Origin of the sequence: Caballeronia sp. LP006 (assembly GCF_031450995.1) — a bacterium.
Lineage (GTDB): Bacteria > Pseudomonadota > Gammaproteobacteria > Burkholderiales > Burkholderiaceae > Caballeronia.
The window spans coordinates 1318223-1335159 of the sequence record NZ_JARTVW010000004.1; the positions used below are offsets into that span (position 1 = coordinate 1318223).

Genomic DNA, 16937 nt, shown 5'->3' on the forward strand with positions numbered 1-16937 from the left:
TCATCCAGTGTGATGATGATGCGACACGAGCGGCAGCACGTTCAAATCCGGATGCGTACCATCGACGATACTTCGGCCGACATGCCGCGCGTCGTCGGCTGCGTCGTCGGGAGTCTTGAACGCGTCGTCGCCATCGGAATGGAAATGCACGGCGTCGCCAGGTCTTTGCGCATGCGTGCCGGGTCTGCATACATAGGCAATATAAACGTAGCTGTTAGACGCGGATTCAGGCGCTGCCTTGATTTGCGGCAGTGCATGAATCTCGAAGCCTTCGTATTCGAAAACGTGCCACTTCGGCGTGGGGTCGTCGGGCATGATCGCCTCCTTTCCATCTTCGCGCGGGCTATTCAACGTTACTCCTGTTGGCGCGATGAATCCATGTTTAAGCGCGTTGAAACGAACGATACGCTTGCTCCGCAGCGCGTTGGACGTTATGTTGAGCCACGGGCCTTTCGCCCGACGAGACTTGAACCATGACCGTCATCCGTCGCGTAGTGCGTGCGCTGTTTCTCGTGGTTATCGCAAGCTTAGGTCTTGCTACAGGCAACGCCGGTGCGCAGAACGAGAAGCCGTCGCTTGCACTCATCGACTGCACGCTTATCGACGATAACGCCGCGTATAACGATGCCGACATCAACCGCATCCAGAGCCAGCGCCTCGCGATGATCGGCACCGCGCTGCGCGACGACATGCGTGAGCGTGGCCTGTTCCGCATTGCCGATAACGCGCCCGCCAAGGACCTCATCGCGTCGCTTCAAGGGGCGCAAGACATGAGCGCCTGCAACGGCTGCGAACTGCGCGTTGCGCGCCAACTTGGCGTGGAGCGCGTGGGCATTTGCTGGGTGCAGAAGATCAGTAATCTAATCCTCAACATGAACCTTCGTGTGGAAGATGCCAAGAGCGGCGCCACGCTCTTTCAGCGTTCCGTCGATATACGCGGCAACACGGATCTCTCGTGGCAGCGTGGCGCCAAGGCGCTCGTCGTCCTGCTCGCCGACGATCCTTCGATGAAGCCCTGACGCGGCGATTGAACCCACGGCAACGAATTCGGGAGTTTCTCCCGCCTTCCGGCGTTGCCAGAGCGGCGCATGTTGGGCTAAGTTCCATTCGGGCACGCCCGTTCGACGCGGTCGCGGTGCCTGTCAAAACGAATTCGAATCGAACACGAATCAAAGCCGGAGACGACCATGCAAGCCAGATACAGGGCGGCGCGCTTTGCCTGCGCGTCGGTACTCGCGCCGACGCTCGCGCTTGCCGCAAGCTCCACGCACGCGGCCACGCCCACCGCCTACGTGACGACCGAGTCCGCCGGTGTCGGCGTCATCGATCTGGGCGATCTCTCGCTCAAGCAAACTTTCGATGTGGGCAAAGACGGTCCGCGCGGCCTGAGTCTCAACAAGGAAGGAACACGCCTTTACGTCGCGAACAAGGAGACAGCGGACCTTTCGGAGATCGATACATCGACGGGTAAGGTCGTGCGGCGCGTGAAGATCGGCAAGAATCCGGAGTTCGTGCGCGTGCGTGGCGGCTTCGCTTACGTGACCTACGAGCCGGGCGAATCCGGCGGTCCTCCGAAGCCCGGTCAACCCGAAAAGGACGATGACAATCCCAATGCGCCGCCCGCCGAGATCGCCATCGTCGATCTCAAGACGCTTAAGGTTCTGCGCTCGGTCAAGAGCGGACACGAAACGGAAGGCGTGGAATTCTCGGCCGATGGCAAGTCCATTCTCGTGACCAATGAAGGTGACGACACGGTGTCGGTGTATCGCGTGGGCAGCGGCAAGTTCGTTCGCACGGTCACGTTGCCGAAAGGTTCGCGCCCACGCGGCATCAAGGTATCGCCGGATGGCAAGCAGTATGTCGTGACGCTCGAGAACACGAACAAGTTCACCGTGCTCGATGCGGCCGATCTCAAGATCGTCAAGACCGTCGACACGAAGACGGGCCCGTATGGCGTATCGTTCGATCCTTCGGGCAAGCGTCTTCTCGTTGCCGCTTCGCGCGACAAGACCTTGCAAGTCTTCGATGGCAAAAGCTTCGAGCACTTAAGCGATGTACCGATTGGTCAACGTTGCTGGCACTTCAGCTTCACGCCCGATGGCTCGAAGATTCTCTTTGCATGTGGACGGTCCAACGCCGTGTATGTGCTCGATGCATCGAACTATCAGACGGTCAAGCAGATCGGTGATCTACCGCTCGCATGGGGCATCGTGACGTATCCGCCGAGCGCGGGATCGATCGAAGGGCGTTGAGCTTGATGCATGAAACGCGATGGCCGCCATGCGCGGCCATTTCGGTTTGTGCCTTGCATCGTTTCGTAAAGGAATCCGCGCCGCTCAAGAGAGCGCTGGTAGTATCGGGACAGGCTCGACGGCGAGGTGCACCATGTTCACATTGGCCGAGGCTTTCCAGGAGCTCCTGGATTCGCCCTCACGTAAGCGTCTGTTGATCGCAGCTCAAGGCGGCACTGCCAATTGTCATTGGCTACCCGCATACGTCGGCAAGCATGGCGAGTTTCGTTGCGACCCGCGCGCTGCTAACATCGAAATAGACGACGATGCCGCCGAAGCAATCCGCCTCTTCTCCGCTGGTTCGCTTTCTTCATGCGCGCTCGTCGTGCATCTGGGTGAGCTTGGCGTCGGCGCACTCGTCATGGGTCCCGAATCGCCAAGCGACGCCATGCGCATGCTCGAACAACTCAAGGCCAACGCGCTTGGCCGCTTTGTCGAAAACTATCTGGCGGAATTGCAGCAGCGCAGGCCAGCTAAGGTTTATCCCTTCAAGCCGCGTTGAAAAATAATTCGGATGGCTGATAAAACCATCTTTGACAATTCGAAGCAAGAAGGCGCGGATAATGTCGAGCCGAACCCGACCGCGGAAAAGCCGCTGCGCTCAACATGCCAAAGATATCCGTCGTCATCCCGACTTACAACGCAGAGCGCTTCATCGTCGAAACGCTGCAATCGTTGCTGAATCAGGACGCCGATTTCGAAGTCCTGATTCTCGATGACGCGAGCCATGACGACACGCTTGCAGGCGTGCGCAGCCTGAACGACGCGCGCATTCGCATCTTTTCCCTCGAGCATAATCAGGGGCGCGCGAGCAACGCAAACCGTGGCTTTAATCTATGCCGTGGCGAATACATTGCGCGCATCGATCACGATGACATTGCCGAGTCGGGCAGACTTCGCAAGCAAGCGGAATATCTCGATGCGCATCCGCATGTCACCGTGCTCGGCACGCAAATCCGCCACTTCGGTGAAGATTCCACCGTCAGCAATTTTCCGCTCGAAGACGGCGAGATAAAGGCGCGTTTCATGATCGGCGCGGCTTACCTCGCCAATCCGAGCGTGATGTTCCGGCGCGCGTTCATCCAGCGCTTCGAGATTCGCTACGATCCGAATCTGCACATTGTGGATGATCTCGGCTTCTGGTTCGACTGCATGCTGCATGGCGCGCGCTTCGCCAACCTTGCAGAGCCTTTGACGGCATACCGGATTCATCGAGAGATGACGTCGTTGAATCTCGATGTCGTAAAGCTCTACGAAGCCAAGAAGCGCCTTTTCATGCGTATCTTTCCCACGTTCTTTCCGCGTCTCACCGGACATGACGTGCAACGCCTGTGTACGTTGCACGATTGGCCACTCAAGCCGGAAGCCGAACTCGATACATTGATCGACGCGTATCGCGCGGGCGGCGTCGCCCTTTCGCAGATCGACACGCGCTATGGTGTAAGCGCACTCGAACTCGAGTATCGAATGGTCGATATGCTCGATCGCAAATGGCGGGCGTCAGCACAGACCTATCCTCGTAGCGAAGAGGACAAGTTCCGCTGTCATCGCGCGATTGCGGAAGCAATGAGTCAACTCAAGCATGCTTGAGCGGCATACTCACTTCCACGCATACCGCATCCCCACCCACACGCCACGCGGCGCGCCAACACCCAGAAATTGCTCGTTGGTGGTATCCGCGCCGTTGAACGTGTGATTCGGTCCGTTGAAGAAGTTCTCGCCAAGAATGGCGAAGTTCGCGTAGCGCTTGTTCAACAGATTCTTTACGGTCGCATAGACCTGAAACTGCTTGGTCACGTTGTAGGTCGTATCGAGATCGATCAGAAAGTAGCCGGCAATGCTGCCATTCGTGTCCTGATTGTTCTCGTCGCCGCGCGCGAAGATGCTGCTGCGATACGTGAGGTTGCTGCCGATATTCCATTGCGGCAGCGCGTTGTAGTCGAGTCGCACCTTGACCGTATTCGCCGGAATGCCCGGAATGCGATCGCCGGAGTGAACGGTGATATTGCCGCCGTCATCCGCGCTCGAATTGCTGGCGCTGCTCTCGGTCCATGTCGAACGATAAGTCGCGTTCACGTAGCTATAGCTCGCGGCCATGCCGACCGGTCCCCATTGCGTGCGGCCCGCGAGTTCGAAGCCTTGCCTGCGCGTCTTGCCCACGTTCTGAAAGTAACCGAGCGTGCTTGCCGCGCCCTGGCTGCTGACGAACTGGATATCGTCGGAAAGGGTCGTGCTGTAGGCCGCCGCGCTCCATGTCGTCGCGTTGCCAAGGCGTCCACGCGCGCCCACTTCGAAGGTGCGCGAAATCACCGGCTTGAGGTCGGGGTCGGCGATGAAATCGTTCGGCAGCGAGCACGGTGCGGCCGGGTCGGCGCAAGCGAGTTCGATAGCCGTCGGCGAACGCATGCCTTCGTTATACGTGGCATAGGCGGTGAAGGAGCGCGTCGGATTCCAGTTGAAACCGATAGCCGGATTGAAGCGCGAGAACGTGTGATTGCCATCGAGTAATGGCTGCACGCCGCTCTCGTCACCGATCACCGCCTTCGACCAGTTATAGCGCCCGGCGAGCGTCATGGACCATTGCTGCGTGAAAGAGAAGGTGTTCTCGAAGTAGATGCCCCAGTTCTGATTGCGCGTCTTGGCGTCCGTCTGCGGAACGAACGGACCCATGCCGATGGTCGCGCGGCTATCCGTGAACTCGGCATCCTGCGACGATTGCGAAAAATGCGAGTTGGCGAAGTCGCCCGCCGCACCGATCACCAACTGGTTGTCCTTGCCGAAGAGCTTGTTGAGCAAGGTGAGTTGCAGGCTTGCGCCATAGCTGTCCGTGACGATCACCGACTGGTCGTTGGTGGCCTGCGTGAGATCGATATCGTCGTCATCGTCGCCCTCCACGGTGCCGAAGTCGTCGTTGACGTTGCTGCTCACGTTCTTGTTGCGATAGTGACGGTAGTACAGATTGCCGCTCAACTGGATGTTCGGCGTGATGTAACGATCCGCCGACAGCGTGATATAGCCGACCTGATTCTCGTTGGTATCTGGGAACGTATAGGCTTGCTTGAAGTTGTTGAGGAACGAGCGCGGGATCGTCTGCGAGCCGTTTAGCGTGTTGTCCGCACCGCCCATCGAAAGGGAGATGGTCGTATCGGCGTCGGTGTAGCGCAGCTTGCCGAAGGCCTGGCGCAAGCGGCTCGAATTCTGCGCCGCCCAGCCGTTATCGTTCGTGATGTTGGCCGTGAAGTAGTAGTCGAGATGATCGCCGATCAACCCGCCTTGTTCGAACTGCGCCACCTTGCGGCCGAACGAACCGAAGCTCACATCCACCGCGCCGCCAGGGTTGTCCCGGCCGTTCTTCGTCGTCACCGCGATTGCGCCACCCAGCGTGTTCAAGCCGAACGTCGGGTTCGAGCCGGGAATGATCTGCATCGTGCTGATGGCGGCCTGCGGAATCAGGTCCCAGTTCACGACATCGCCGAACGGCTCGTTGATGCGTACGCCATCCAGAAACACCGAAAGGCCCTGCGGCGTGCCGAGCAGCGGCGAAGCCGTGAAGCCGCGATAGAGAATGTCCGTCTGCGATGGGTTGCCTTGCGCGTCGTTGATATCGACGCTGCCAACGTTCTTCTGCAAATAATCGGTGATGGTCTGGGAATGCTGCGCGTCGATCTGGCTGCCCTTGATGGTCTGCACGTTCGCGGGCACCTTTTCGAGCGGCGTGCCGACGCCGATGAGCGGTGTCGTGCCCACCACGACTACCGTGGGCAAGCCGGTATTCGGCGGCGGACTCGCTTCGACGACCGGTGCCACAACGGCGGGAGGCACCTCTGGAGCGCTTGCCGCCTGCGCCCATGCGCCGACGGTGATGCTGGCGAACGCACCGCCGAACACGAGCCGCAATCCGGCTCGGGGTTTGAACCGATGCGCTGACTTGCGCTCGCGCGGCATGCTTCTCATCGTCGTCTCCTCTTGTTATTGCAATGTCGGCTTGAGGTAAGTTCCTTTCATTGAAAGCGTCGCATAAGAACCCGCGCGCGCACCGGGAGCTTTTCCCGATTCAGCAGGGAAGCGTTCCCAATCGCACAAACGGTGTCGCGCCCGAGGATGAAGCCGTGCGTAGAATGCATTCCGTGATACCAAACGAATCTCTTCCCTCGCTCTCCGAACGCCCGCCCGCGCGTTCCATGCGCTCGACCGTATGGAGCGATCTCGCCTGCGTCGTTCTTATCACGGTGCTGGCGGGCATGCTGTTCGCGGCGTTCGACTTCAACGAGTTCACCTACCGATGGACGCGCAGCGCCGAGCGTTTCCAGCTCGATGAATTGCCCGCCACGCTCGTCGTGCTCGCAATCGGCTTCGCGTGGTTCGCGTGGCGGCGCTACCGTCAGGCGCAGCGTGAAGTTCGGCGGCGCCGGGCGCTGGAGGAAGAGGCGGAGCATCTGCTCGCGGAAAACCGCAGGCTCGCGAGTCAGGCCATTGCCGCGCAGGAAACCGAGCGCCGGCATCTCGCGCGCGAACTGCATGACGAACTTGGTCAGTACCTCAATGCCATTTCGCTCGATGCAGGGCGCATCCGCGATTTATCGCTCGAACGCGAGCCTGAAGTGCATCGTCTTTCGCTTGCGCTCATGCAAAGCGCGACGCATGTGTACCGCGAAATCGGCGGAATGATCCGCAAGCTGCGTCCGATCGGTCTCGATGAATTCGGCTTGCCGACCGCACTCGAACATTGCGTGGACGGCTGGCGCGAGCGCTTGCCCGATGCGGTGTTTACGCTAGCCGTCGATGGCGACTTCAACAATCTCAACGATGCGCTCAACATCACGCTCTACCGTCTCGTGCAGGAAGGCCTGACCAACGTGTCGAAATTCGCGCGCGATGCACGCGTCGAGATTTATCTGGCGCGTGCGCCGGCAGGCGAGATCGTGGTGACGATGACCGACGATGGACCGGGCGTCGATCTCGCAAAGCCGCGCATGGGATTGGGTCTCATCGGCATGCGCGAACGCGTGGAAGCGCTCGGCGGCGAATTTCATATCGCCAGTCAACCCGGTGCGGGCTTCCTGTTTTGCGCGCGCGTTCCGGCTCAGGCGGGACTGCCGTTGCCTAGCGAACTGAACGAAGGAGCGAACGGCGCGTCGGTGAAATCGGCGAAATGAAGGCCTAGCCGGTTTGCTATTTGCGCGAGTTGCACGCCGTTATCGGCGCCGAATTTCTGCCGGATCACGGATTGATGGTTCGCCACTGTCTTCTGACTCAAGCCGAGTTTTTCCGCGATACTCGGCAATGTATAGCCTTGGACCAAGAGCCGCAGCACCTCGAATTCGCGTGCCGAAAGCTGACGTCCGGGCGGTCCTTCCTGAATGGTTGCGCGCAACGCCAGCGCCTGTGATATGTCCGGGCTTAAGTAACACACGCGCCGCGCGACGGAGCGTACCGCTTCGACCAGGACATCGGGTGCGCTCGCTTTCGTGACGTAGCCACGCGCGCCCGCATCGAGCGCGCGGCGCACGAAGATGGCTTCCTCGTGCACGCTGAAGATCAGGACATGCGCATGCGGCTCGCGCGCGAGCATGCGGCGCATGGCTTCTATTCCACTCGCGCCGGGCAGCGCAAGGTCCATCACCACGACATCCGGCTGCAAGGCGCAGAACTTCTGATACGCCTCCGCCGCGTTGCCCGCCTCGCCCGCGACGCTCACGTCGGGACTCAATTCGAGCAAGCGCTTGTAGCCTTCGCGCACTACGGCATGATCGTCCACCAGCAGCACGGCGATGTCGGCAGTCATGGTTGTCTCTCTCCGTTCTTGTTCGAATTGTTCTCGCGCGATTCGGCGGCAATGCGCCGCGAATTCGCATCGTTGCGAAACATGATCGGTTTTTCTTCCGGCTCCTGACGCATCGTGGCGGCCCGCACCACTTCGATCACGCGCTCGTGATGCGGGGACTTGTCGCAGACCGGGTCCGCGTTCGCGGGATCTTGCGTCAGCAGATACGCTTGACAGCGGCAGCCGCCGAGATCGATCGCTTTCTCGTCGCAACTGCGGCAGGGTTCTTTCATCCAGCCGAAGCCGCGAAATCGATTGAACGCATCGCTCTCGTACCAGATGTCCTTGAGCGGCGTCTCCGTGACGTTGGGGAACGTAAGGCCAGGCAACGAGCGCGCCGTATGACAAGGCAAGGCGGCGCCATCGGGCGCAATGCCGAGAAACACCGAGCCCCAGCCGTTCATGCAGCGCTTCGGACGACGCTCGTAGTAATCGGGCACGACGAAGTAGATCTTGCACCGGTCGCCAATCTCTTTGCGATAACGCTCGACCACCGCTTCGGCTTCCTGCAGTTGCTCGGCCGTCGGCATGAGCTGCGCGCGGTTCGCGTGCGCCCAGCCGTAATACTGCGTGTTCGCGAGTTCGAGATACTCCGCGCCCATGTCGAGCGCCATGTCGATAATGCGTCCGATATGCGGCAGGTTATAGCGATGCAGCACGCAATTGAGCACCATCGGAAAGTCATGCGCCTTGATCATGCCGGCCACGCGCTTCTTGAGGTCGAACGTCTTCGTGCTGGAAAGGAAGTCGTTGAGTTCCTGCGACGAGTCCTGAAACGAGAGTTGAATGTGATCGAGCCCCGCGTCCTTGAGCGCGGTAAGACGCTTGTCGGTGAGACCGATGCCCGACGTGATGAGGTTCGTATAAAAGCCGAGCTTGCGCGCTTCGCCGACCAGTGTTTCGAGGTCGTCGCGCAAGAGCGGCTCGCCGCCGGAAAAGCCCAGTTGCGCCGCACCCAGCGCACGCGCCTGACGCAACACGTCGAGCCATTGATCGGTGTTGAGTTCGCGCGTGTGATCCGCATAGTTCACCGGGTTGTAGCAGAAGACGCAATGCAACGGGCATCGATACGTCAGTTCCGCAAGCAACCACAACGGCGGCGGAATGACCGCTGCTTCGGGGTCCGGCTTGGCAATCGGTTCGGACAAGTCAGTCATGCTTCACTCCAGCACTTACGCAAGCCAGCCGCGCGCGCGCGCTCCGGCAATGAAAGCCCGCACGTCGTCACCGAGATTGCTCGCGCCGAACGCTTCTTCGAGATCGGCGACGAGCTTCGGGATATCGCGCGTGCCGTCGCAGCGCAAAAGAATCTGCGCCGCGCTCTGATTGAGCTTCACCATGCCTTCCGGATAAAGCAGCACATGCGCGTCCTGCGCCGGTTCCCATTGCAGACGAAACAGGCGCTTGAGTTGCGGGCGCAACGCGTCGTCCGGCGCTTCGACCGCTTCCGTGATTCGTTGAGGAGGATTGGCGTCGCTCATTGCGGGAAGGCCTTTTCGATCGAATCGAGCATGGTCCAGAGGATGTCGAGCTTGAACTGCAGGATGTCGAGCGCGCGTTGTTGCTGCTCGCGCGTGTTGAAATGCGCGAGCGTGACTTCGAGCCCGTGTTCGACATCGCGCTGTGCAAGCGACACGCGTGAACGAAAATACGCAAGCCCGTCCGGCTCGATCCACTTGTAGTGCTCGGGCCACGTCGCAAGCCGGTCCTTGTGAATCTGCGGCGCGAACATCTCCGTGAGCGACGAACACACCGACTCTTGCCACGGCGCACGACGCGCGAAATTCACGTAGGCATCGACGGCGAAGCGCACACCCGGCGTCACGAACTTGAGCGACCAGAGATCGTCGCGCGAGAGGCCGACGGCATCGCCCAGACGCGCCCACGCCTCGATGCCGCCAGGCTGATCTTCGTAACCGTCGTGATCCAGAATGCGCAGCACCCAGCGGCGGCGCGTCTTGCGATCGGGACAATTCGCCATGACGGCCGCATCTTTCAGCGGGATGTTGATCTGATAGTAGAAGCGGTTCGCCACCCAGCCGCGAATCTGTTCCGGCGAACAGCCGCCGCTATTCATCTTCACGTTGAAGGGATGGTGGATGTGATACGCCGTGCCTTTCGCGCGCAGTTGCTCTTCGAACTGTTCGCGCGTCCAGGCGGGGCCGGCTTCCTTCAACGCGGTGAAGATCGGCCCGGTCGTGGGATTGAGCATCGGCGTGGCGGGAAAATCGGACATCCAGTTTCTCCGGAATTCAAAGCTCGAACGTCATGCCGTCATGCGCGACTTCTATGCCGTGCTCGGACAGTATGCGCCGCTCGGGTCCATCCTCGATGAGGATCGGATTGGTGTTGTTGATGTGAATGAGCACTTTGCGCACCTTGCGCGTGTTTGCGCGGTCGATCGAATCCAGCACCTCGATCATGCCGCCCGCGCCGCTTTGCGCGAGGTGGCCCATGTCCGCGCCAGTTTTCTTCGTGAGGCCGAGGCGGATCATCTCGTCGTCGGTCCAGACGGTGCCATCGACGAGCAACAGGTCGGCTTCGCGCATGGCATCGAGCACATGCGGTTCGAGTGTCCCTAAACCCGGCGCATAGAAAGCACGCTTGCCCGTGGCCGTATTCGTGAACATGAGGCCGATGTTGTCGCCCCGCTCGGGCGCCTCCCGATGCGGCGAATAAGGCGGCGCCTTGCTCGATAGCGGCAGCGCATCGACGGCAATACGCGGCAGCTCGGGCACCGTGAGCGAAGTGCCATCGAGCGCGATACGCCGCTGCTCCACGCCGCAGTAATGCGAAAGAATCGACGTGATGGGAAAGCCGGTGGAAAGGTCTTGCCACACCGCGTCGGTCGTATAGAGCGGCAGCGGTGCGCCGCGCTCGCGCAACATCAAGAGTCCGGTGACGTGATCGATCTGCGCGTCCATGGTGATCACCGCGGCGATTCCGGTGTCACGCACGCGCCGCGCGGGCTGCAGTTCAGGATTCGCCGCAATCTGCGCGAGAATATCCGGCGATGCGTTCACGAGCAGCCAGTCTTCGCCGTTGTCGCTGACCGCAATCGACGACTGCGTGCGTGCCCGGGCAGCAATGGTCCCGCGCCGCACGCCATCGCAATTGCGGCAATTACAGTTCCATTGCGGAAATCCGCCACCCGCCGATGAACCCAGCACGCGGATCTTCATAACGCCTCGCTCAAAACTAGTGCCGTCATGGCCACATCCTTCTCAAGAGACCATCGCGGTCGATCAACTGATGCTTCAACGCACCAAGAAAATGCAAGACGACCAGCGCGGCCATGATCCACGCCAGATAGCCGTGGATGCCGAAGAACAGGCCGCGCAACGCCTTGTCGTCCCAGCCCCATTGTGGCAGAAGCACACCCCAGAAGCGCGTGCCGAACTTGTTGAACGACGAACCGAGGTATCCGGTGAGCGGCATTGCCACCATGCCAACGTATAAAAGAGCCTGCGTGATGCTCGCGGCGGCGCGTTGCCACGTCTGCATCGGCGGTAGAGGCGGCCGGCCGTAGACCAGTCGCACTACGATTCGAAGCAGCACCAGCAGGAAAACGGTCAGGCCCAGCGACTTATGGAAGTTGATGAGCGACGACTTGAAGGCCAGCCCGCGCGGCAGGCCGACCATATAGAAGCCGATGCACAGCATCGCGATGATGGCGATGGCGATCAGCCAGTGCAGCGCGATCAGCGGACGGGCGAAATGCTCGTCCGACGCCTTCACGCCGGGGCGTATGGCAGCGGGCGTTTTCGCTGCGCTCATGGCGTCTCTCCGTTGGAAGGGGTTCGGTCTCTTGGTAACAGGTCCACCGGGTCCATTCTTATCGTCTGCTCAACGCTTGGCGATCAGCAATTCCCCGCGTCCGTCGACAGCGAGATCGCCCGCGTAGCGTCGAGGCAACGCGCGCGAGTCGAGTGTCGCAAAAGGCGCCATCTCGCGGGCCAGCATGCGCGTGAAGAGCGCCCAGAAGACATCGAAGCCGTGACCGCCTTCGGTGAACGTCGGCGCTATGCGCGGCTCATGAAATAGCACGAGCGTGCCGCGCCGCATGCCGTAGGCTGCATGCGCGCCGGTCTTGCCTGCAATACATACGCTGCCCGCTACCATGCGCGACGCCGCGAAGTCGCCTGCATTGCCGGCGACGAGCACGGTGCCTCGTCGCATACGGTCTGCAAGACGCGCGCCCGCGTTGCCGTGAATCACGAGCGTGCCGCCGCTCATGCCGTCCATGTCGCCAGCTAAAGCGCCTGCCGCGAAATCGCCCGTATTGCCGCGCACTTCGAGGCGACCGCCTTGCATCTCGCATGCAGTGAATGCGCCCGCGTTGCCATGAACGTGCAACGCACCGCCTGTCATGCCCATGCCCGCGTGATCGCCGGCATCGCCATGCACTTCGATCGTGCCTTCGGCGAGCTTCGCGCCGATGCGATCGAGCCAGCGCGCATCGCCTTCGACGAGCAGGGACGGCGTGTTTGCATCGGCTCTAGCGATGTCGAACAGTTCGCCAAGCGCGCAACGTTCACCCGCGCCCTGCAATTCCAGATGCGTCAATTCATCGGTGGATAAGGAAGCAAGCGCCGACGGTAGTAATGTCGATGCATCCACGCGAAAGCCGGGTGCACCTTTCACGCGCAATGTAATGGCGTTCATGCGCGGCTCCCGTCGATGCCCGCCGCCAATTCATGCAGCTTGAAGTGATACGGTCCGAGCTTGCCGCCATAGTTGCCTGCTGAAATGCGCAGCACGCCGCCCGCGCGGCCGATCGATGTTGCGGCTGCCATGCCCGCCGTCATCGCGGCGCCCACGTCTGCATCGGTCAATCCGTCGATGACTATCTCCAGCACGCAAGCCACGTCGCTCGTCAACTCGCTCTTCTTCGACAAGCCGACGAGCGTCGGGCAAAACGCATCGTTGGTCGATGCCGACGCGCCCGCGTACTTCGAGCCGATCTTCGAACCCGAGCGCACCACGCCGCCCGGAAACGGCGTGATGATGTTGGGCAAGCGATGCATCGCCGCGACCGCTGCCTCGGCCGCGGCAAGCGCGCTATTCAGGTCGCGCGCGAGCAACAGCAGATTGCCGCCGCCGACAGCCTTCACCGTCGCCGTGGATTCCTCGCAAACGAATTCGCCATCCATGACGGGCACGCGCCAGTAACGCGTGCCGTCGAGCATCTTCGAGATCTGATAGCCGTCGCCGAAAAAGCGCAAGCCTGCGCCGAGTGGCGCGTTGTCGGAGAGCGGCGCGCGGCTCGTCGCGGGATCGATGCCGCCATAAACCGCCGTCGTAGGACAGGTGAGCACGCACTGACCGACGCGCCGTGCAATCTGCTTGGCGAGTTCCTTCGACGATATCGCGAACATCAACACCGCGACGCCGGGCCTGCCGTCGGGCGTTTCATCGCCGTTCATGTCGCGTTCGATGCCCGCCTCGCAGCCGCAATCGATCACGGAGGTCGCAAAGCCGGTCAACGAATTCGCCGCGTGGCGCGCCCACGTCGGCGTGTGCGCGGTGATGACAAGACGCGTTGCCTTCATCGGAAAGGCTTCGGCGAAGGTGTCGTCTATCTGTGTGTCGTTGATGCGAAGCGCGGTCATTCATCGACCCCCGCTTGCGTCGAAGCACGCGACCGGCAAGAGCCGTCCGCCATTGCAGCACGCGCAGATTTCGTCGTCGCCAATGGCTAGCTTCTCGAACTTGCTCGCGAGATTCGCTTCGGCGAATTCGCGCACGCGCTTTTCGATGGCGCGGTCGTACTCGGGCTGCACGTAATGAATGCCGCCCGTGGGCGTGGCGAGCAATGTGCCGTCGCGCGCGATCAGTTCGCCGTCCTTGAACACGAAGGCGGGTGACGTGAACATGCGTTCGCGGTCCGCGTCTTCACGATACACCGCGATATCCGCCGCCGCGCCTTCGCCGAGATGTCCGCGGTCCGTGAGCCCGAGCAGACGCGCGGGGCCGGCGCGCGTGATGATCGCGATGTCGTAGAGCGAGAACTCGCGCTCGATGTCTCCAAGCGCGCTGGCGGTTTTCGCATCGGCGTGAAGCTTGGCGAGTTGTTCGTCGCGAAATGACTTGTCCATCAACAAGCGAATCAGATGCGGATAGCTCGTAAAAGGCGCGCCATTCGGATGATCGGTGGTCATCGACACTTGCCACGGATCGTCGACGAGCAAGAAGATTTCGAGGCCGATGATCCATTGCAGCGCATTCACGAAGCTCTCTTCGCGATAACGAAACGGCACGACGCCGCAGCCCGCATCGCATTCGATATCGCCCAGCACCCACTTGCGCGGATGCGCGAGCGGCGCGTTCTTGAACTGCATCATCGTGTCGCCGGAAGCGGTGACGGTCTGGCCGAACATGATCTGCCCGACGTCGATGGTCACGTTGGACCGTGCGTTGACCGCTTCGGCAATCGCGCGCGCGCCCGATGAAAACTTGCGCGGACCTTCCGTGCCGTAGCTATGAAATTGGATATGCGTGAGATGGATTGGCAGGCCTTCGGCGGCATCCATCGTCTTGATGGTCGATTCGAGATTGCCCGGCACGCCGAGATTGCTCGCATGCACATGCAAGGGATGCGGCACCCGCAACTCGGTCAGCGCGCGCGTGAGCGTGCGCAGCACATCGCGTGGCGTGATGCCGTAATGCACGTGCTTTTCATCGACATCGAGCGAGCGCTGATTGAACTTGAACGCCGAGATGCCGCCCGGATTCACCACCTTCACGCCGAGCGCCTTGCTCGCGTTGACGGTCCAGCCCACGTAATCGCGCAGACGTTCGAACTCTTCCCGCGCGGCGAGCATCTGCAGGAACAGTTCGTCGTTGCCCATCATCACGTAGGCGCCGTGATCGATGATCGGTGTATCGCCCATTTCCAGATGCGCGTGGCGCGCGTTGGAGGCGATCATCGCGGGTTCGAACGCGGCCGTGTAGCCCATTTCCGCATAACGGTAGCCGGTGGCGAGCGTGCCGGGCGTGCATGTGCCGCATGAAGGCAGGCGCAGATAACGGCCTTCGTCGTCGTTGCGTCGCGTTGCGAGCGGATCGTTGCGATGATCCTCGGGCAATAGCAGCCGCGACAGATTCGTCTTGCCGCCGCCGATATGCGAATGCAGATCGATGCCGCCCGCCATCACCACCATGCCGCCCGCGTCGAAGTCGCGTTCGGGCGCGATGGATTCGCCCGCTGCATCCGCGACGATGCGGCCATCGCGGATATAGATGTCGCGCTTGTGCCCATCGACTTTGTTGACGGGGTCGAAGACCACGCCGCCGCGCAGACGCGTGAGGCTCATGACGGCCTCCCGGCTTGCGTCAGTTCGCGTACGATGGCCGCAACGGTGGGATAAGCGGCATCGCGCGCGGCAACAAGCGGCGCGACCACGGAACCGTCCACGCGAAACAAGTGCCCGCCACTGTCGATGCCCGGCGTGGCCACGGGGATAAACACGGTAGGCGCGCGACGCGTGCCGACAACCGTCGCACGATGGCCGAGGACGATGGCAGGCACATCATCGTCAAGCGATGCAGGTAGCGCTTCGGGCGCGAAGCTCGACACCCATAACAGCGCATCGATCTCGCCGCGGCTCGCAAGCGTCTCGGTGCGATAGCGCCATGAACCGTGATCGAGCGGCAAGCCGTAGGCCACGCGCGTGCGCAGCGGAAAACCCGAGAGCCATGTGACGGCCTGATTCACCGTAAGTGCGCCATCGTCGCCGCCAAGGGCGAGCGCGCCGGCACGCGTCGTCTTGTTGAGCGCCTTGACGATACGGCTCAACGCTTCGATGGCCAACGCCGCGTGCGGGCCCGGCAGCGCCGCCGGCTCATGGATGATGGCCGTGTACTTCGCGGCCAGAATGCGTTCGGTAAGCGCGGCGAGTTCGCTGGCGGCGCCCGTGTCGTCGTTCAGCGCCGCGGGCTTTCGGCCTTCTACCAGCGCGGACCATATGGCGAGCATGTCGAACGGTTCGGCGTTTTCCAGTCGCGCTTCGAGACGCGCGCCCGCTGCGGGATCGACGCCGCACCCGACGAACACGATATCCACGCCGCGATCTTTGGCCGCAATGCGCTCGTAGAAACGCGGATAGCGCCGCGCCGGTTCGCACGCGACAACCACGATGAGGTCGGCACGCGAACGCACTTCCGAGAGCGTCGTGAAGAACGCGCCACGGTCCTGCAACGCGAGGTTCGCGGCGGCGAGGGTATCGCCGTGCAAGTGATCGAGTATCGCGCCGCTCTGGGCGGCGAGTTCATAGAGCGCGCGTGCGCCGGCTACGTCGGTTGCCAGTCCGCCAAAGAGCGGCCGTTTCGCCACGGACAGGATTTGCGCGGCACGCTGGAGCGCCGACGCGAGATCGGTGGCTTGCCCGTCTACCGTCGGCGGGCAGGGCACGCCGGGCGCGTCGAGCGCTGCAAGGGACGAGGCAAGCCGAGGGCAATCGGTGTTTGTCGCCGCGAGTTGTTGATCGCCGGTGCGCTTCAGCGAGATGTCGTCGCATAGCAATGGGCAGAACGGGCAGGTCCAGTTCCGTTGCCCTCTTTCCTCGGGCGACGACTGCGAAGCCGCGTTCGATGTTGTGGGAGATGCGTGCATGGGGCTGCAAAAGAGCAAGGTCCATGCCGATTTCACGCGGTGCTCCATGCGTGGTCGACAGGTCGCGCTGCCGATACTGCATTACCCACATCTGCAACGGCATTGTTCCGCAATGAAACACACTGTCACCCATGCGCGCCCGGTTGCAACAGTGGCATCCCGCACGCTTACAAAGCTCTGGCGTCGTGTTTGATGAGACATAACGGCG

The 16937-nt window shown here is 61.5% G+C and carries 17 protein-coding genes; 5 read left to right on the forward strand and 12 right to left on the reverse strand.

Features of this window, described 5'->3' with window-relative positions:
- Window positions 1-315: a hypothetical protein gene (locus P9250_RS16075; protein WP_309959697.1), complete on the reverse strand. Its 315-nt coding sequence runs from the start codon at window positions 313-315 to the stop codon at window positions 1-3.
- Window positions 316-473: 158 nt separating this feature from the next.
- On the opposite strand from P9250_RS16075, the gene P9250_RS16080 reads away from it, so the two are divergent.
- The 4 genes from P9250_RS16080 to P9250_RS16095 all read left to right on the forward strand — a co-directional run bounded on the left by P9250_RS16080 (window position 474) and on the right by P9250_RS16095 (window position 3881).
- Window positions 474-1019: a DUF3280 domain-containing protein gene (locus tag P9250_RS16080; RefSeq protein ID WP_310394018.1), complete on the forward strand. Its 546-nt coding sequence runs from the start codon at window positions 474-476 to the stop codon at window positions 1017-1019.
- A 168-nt stretch (window positions 1020-1187) separates the two neighbouring features.
- On the forward strand, window positions 1188-2252 hold the full coding sequence (locus P9250_RS16085) for a beta-propeller fold lactonase family protein (protein ID WP_310394020.1): 1065 nt from the start codon (window positions 1188-1190) through the stop codon (window positions 2250-2252).
- A gap of 133 nt (window positions 2253-2385) precedes the next feature.
- Entirely contained in the window at window positions 2386-2793 is a 408-nt protein-coding gene (locus tag P9250_RS16090) for a hypothetical protein (RefSeq protein ID WP_244828839.1), read from the forward strand.
- A gap of 104 nt (window positions 2794-2897) precedes the next feature.
- A complete protein-coding gene (locus P9250_RS16095; protein WP_310394023.1) occupies window positions 2898-3881 on the forward strand; it encodes a glycosyltransferase family 2 protein in 984 nt (327 codons plus the stop codon).
- 9 nt (window positions 3882-3890) lie between these two features.
- On the opposite strand, the gene P9250_RS16100 is transcribed toward P9250_RS16095, so the two are convergent.
- Window positions 3891-6245, reverse strand: coding sequence for a TonB-dependent receptor (locus P9250_RS16100; RefSeq protein ID WP_310394025.1), 2355 nt, complete (start codon window positions 6243-6245; stop codon window positions 3891-3893).
- Window positions 6246-6472: 227 nt separating this feature from the next.
- Here P9250_RS16100 and P9250_RS16105 point away from each other — a divergent pair, with 227 nt between their 5' ends.
- Window positions 6473-7447, forward strand: a complete 975-nt coding sequence (locus P9250_RS16105; protein WP_310394028.1) for an ATP-binding protein — start codon at window positions 6473-6475, stop codon at window positions 7445-7447.
- Here P9250_RS16105 and P9250_RS16110 read toward each other — a convergent pair.
- From P9250_RS16110 to P9250_RS16155, 10 genes are all read right to left on the reverse strand, one after another.
- On the reverse strand, window positions 7375-8076 hold the full coding sequence (locus tag P9250_RS16110; protein ID WP_250467555.1) for a response regulator transcription factor: 702 nt from the start codon (window positions 8074-8076) through the stop codon (window positions 7375-7377). The two genes, P9250_RS16105 and P9250_RS16110, sit on opposite strands and share 73 nt — an antisense overlap.
- Complete coding sequence (gene pqqE / locus P9250_RS16115) at window positions 8073-9272, reverse strand: pyrroloquinoline quinone biosynthesis protein PqqE (RefSeq protein WP_250467554.1); 1200 nt, start codon at window positions 9270-9272, stop codon at window positions 8073-8075. Before pqqE ends, P9250_RS16110 begins: the two co-directional genes overlap by 4 nt.
- A gap of 15 nt (window positions 9273-9287) precedes the next feature.
- The gene (pqqD, locus tag P9250_RS16120; protein WP_250467553.1) at window positions 9288-9596 is read right to left on the reverse strand and encodes a pyrroloquinoline quinone biosynthesis peptide chaperone PqqD; all 309 of its coding nucleotides are present in this window, start codon (window positions 9594-9596) and stop codon (window positions 9288-9290) included.
- Window positions 9593-10327 (reverse strand): pyrroloquinoline-quinone synthase PqqC, encoded by a 735-nt coding sequence (gene pqqC / locus P9250_RS16125; RefSeq protein WP_250467708.1) that lies wholly within the window; start codon window positions 10325-10327, stop codon window positions 9593-9595. Before pqqC ends, pqqD begins: the two co-directional genes overlap by 4 nt.
- Before the next feature lie 40 nt (window positions 10328-10367).
- Entirely contained in the window at window positions 10368-11297 is a 930-nt protein-coding gene (gene pqqB, locus P9250_RS16130; protein ID WP_309848349.1) for a pyrroloquinoline quinone biosynthesis protein PqqB, read from the reverse strand.
- Between the two features lie 25 nt (window positions 11298-11322).
- Complete coding sequence (locus P9250_RS16135) at window positions 11323-11892, reverse strand: cytochrome b (protein ID WP_244828831.1); 570 nt, start codon at window positions 11890-11892, stop codon at window positions 11323-11325.
- A 69-nt stretch (window positions 11893-11961) separates the two neighbouring features.
- Complete coding sequence (locus P9250_RS16140) at window positions 11962-12780, reverse strand: formylmethanofuran dehydrogenase subunit C (RefSeq protein WP_310394031.1); 819 nt, start codon at window positions 12778-12780, stop codon at window positions 11962-11964.
- Complete coding sequence (fhcD, locus tag P9250_RS16145) at window positions 12777-13727, reverse strand: formylmethanofuran--tetrahydromethanopterin N-formyltransferase (protein WP_310394033.1); 951 nt, start codon at window positions 13725-13727, stop codon at window positions 12777-12779. The genes P9250_RS16140 and fhcD overlap by 4 nt, the downstream gene beginning before the upstream one ends.
- Window positions 13728-15431: a formylmethanofuran dehydrogenase subunit A gene (locus P9250_RS16150; protein WP_310394035.1), complete on the reverse strand. Its 1704-nt coding sequence runs from the start codon at window positions 15429-15431 to the stop codon at window positions 13728-13730.
- Window positions 15428-16729, reverse strand: a complete 1302-nt coding sequence (locus tag P9250_RS16155; protein ID WP_310394185.1) for a formylmethanofuran dehydrogenase — start codon at window positions 16727-16729, stop codon at window positions 15428-15430. The genes P9250_RS16150 and P9250_RS16155 overlap by 4 nt, the downstream gene beginning before the upstream one ends.
- Window positions 16730-16937: the final 208 nt, after the last annotated feature.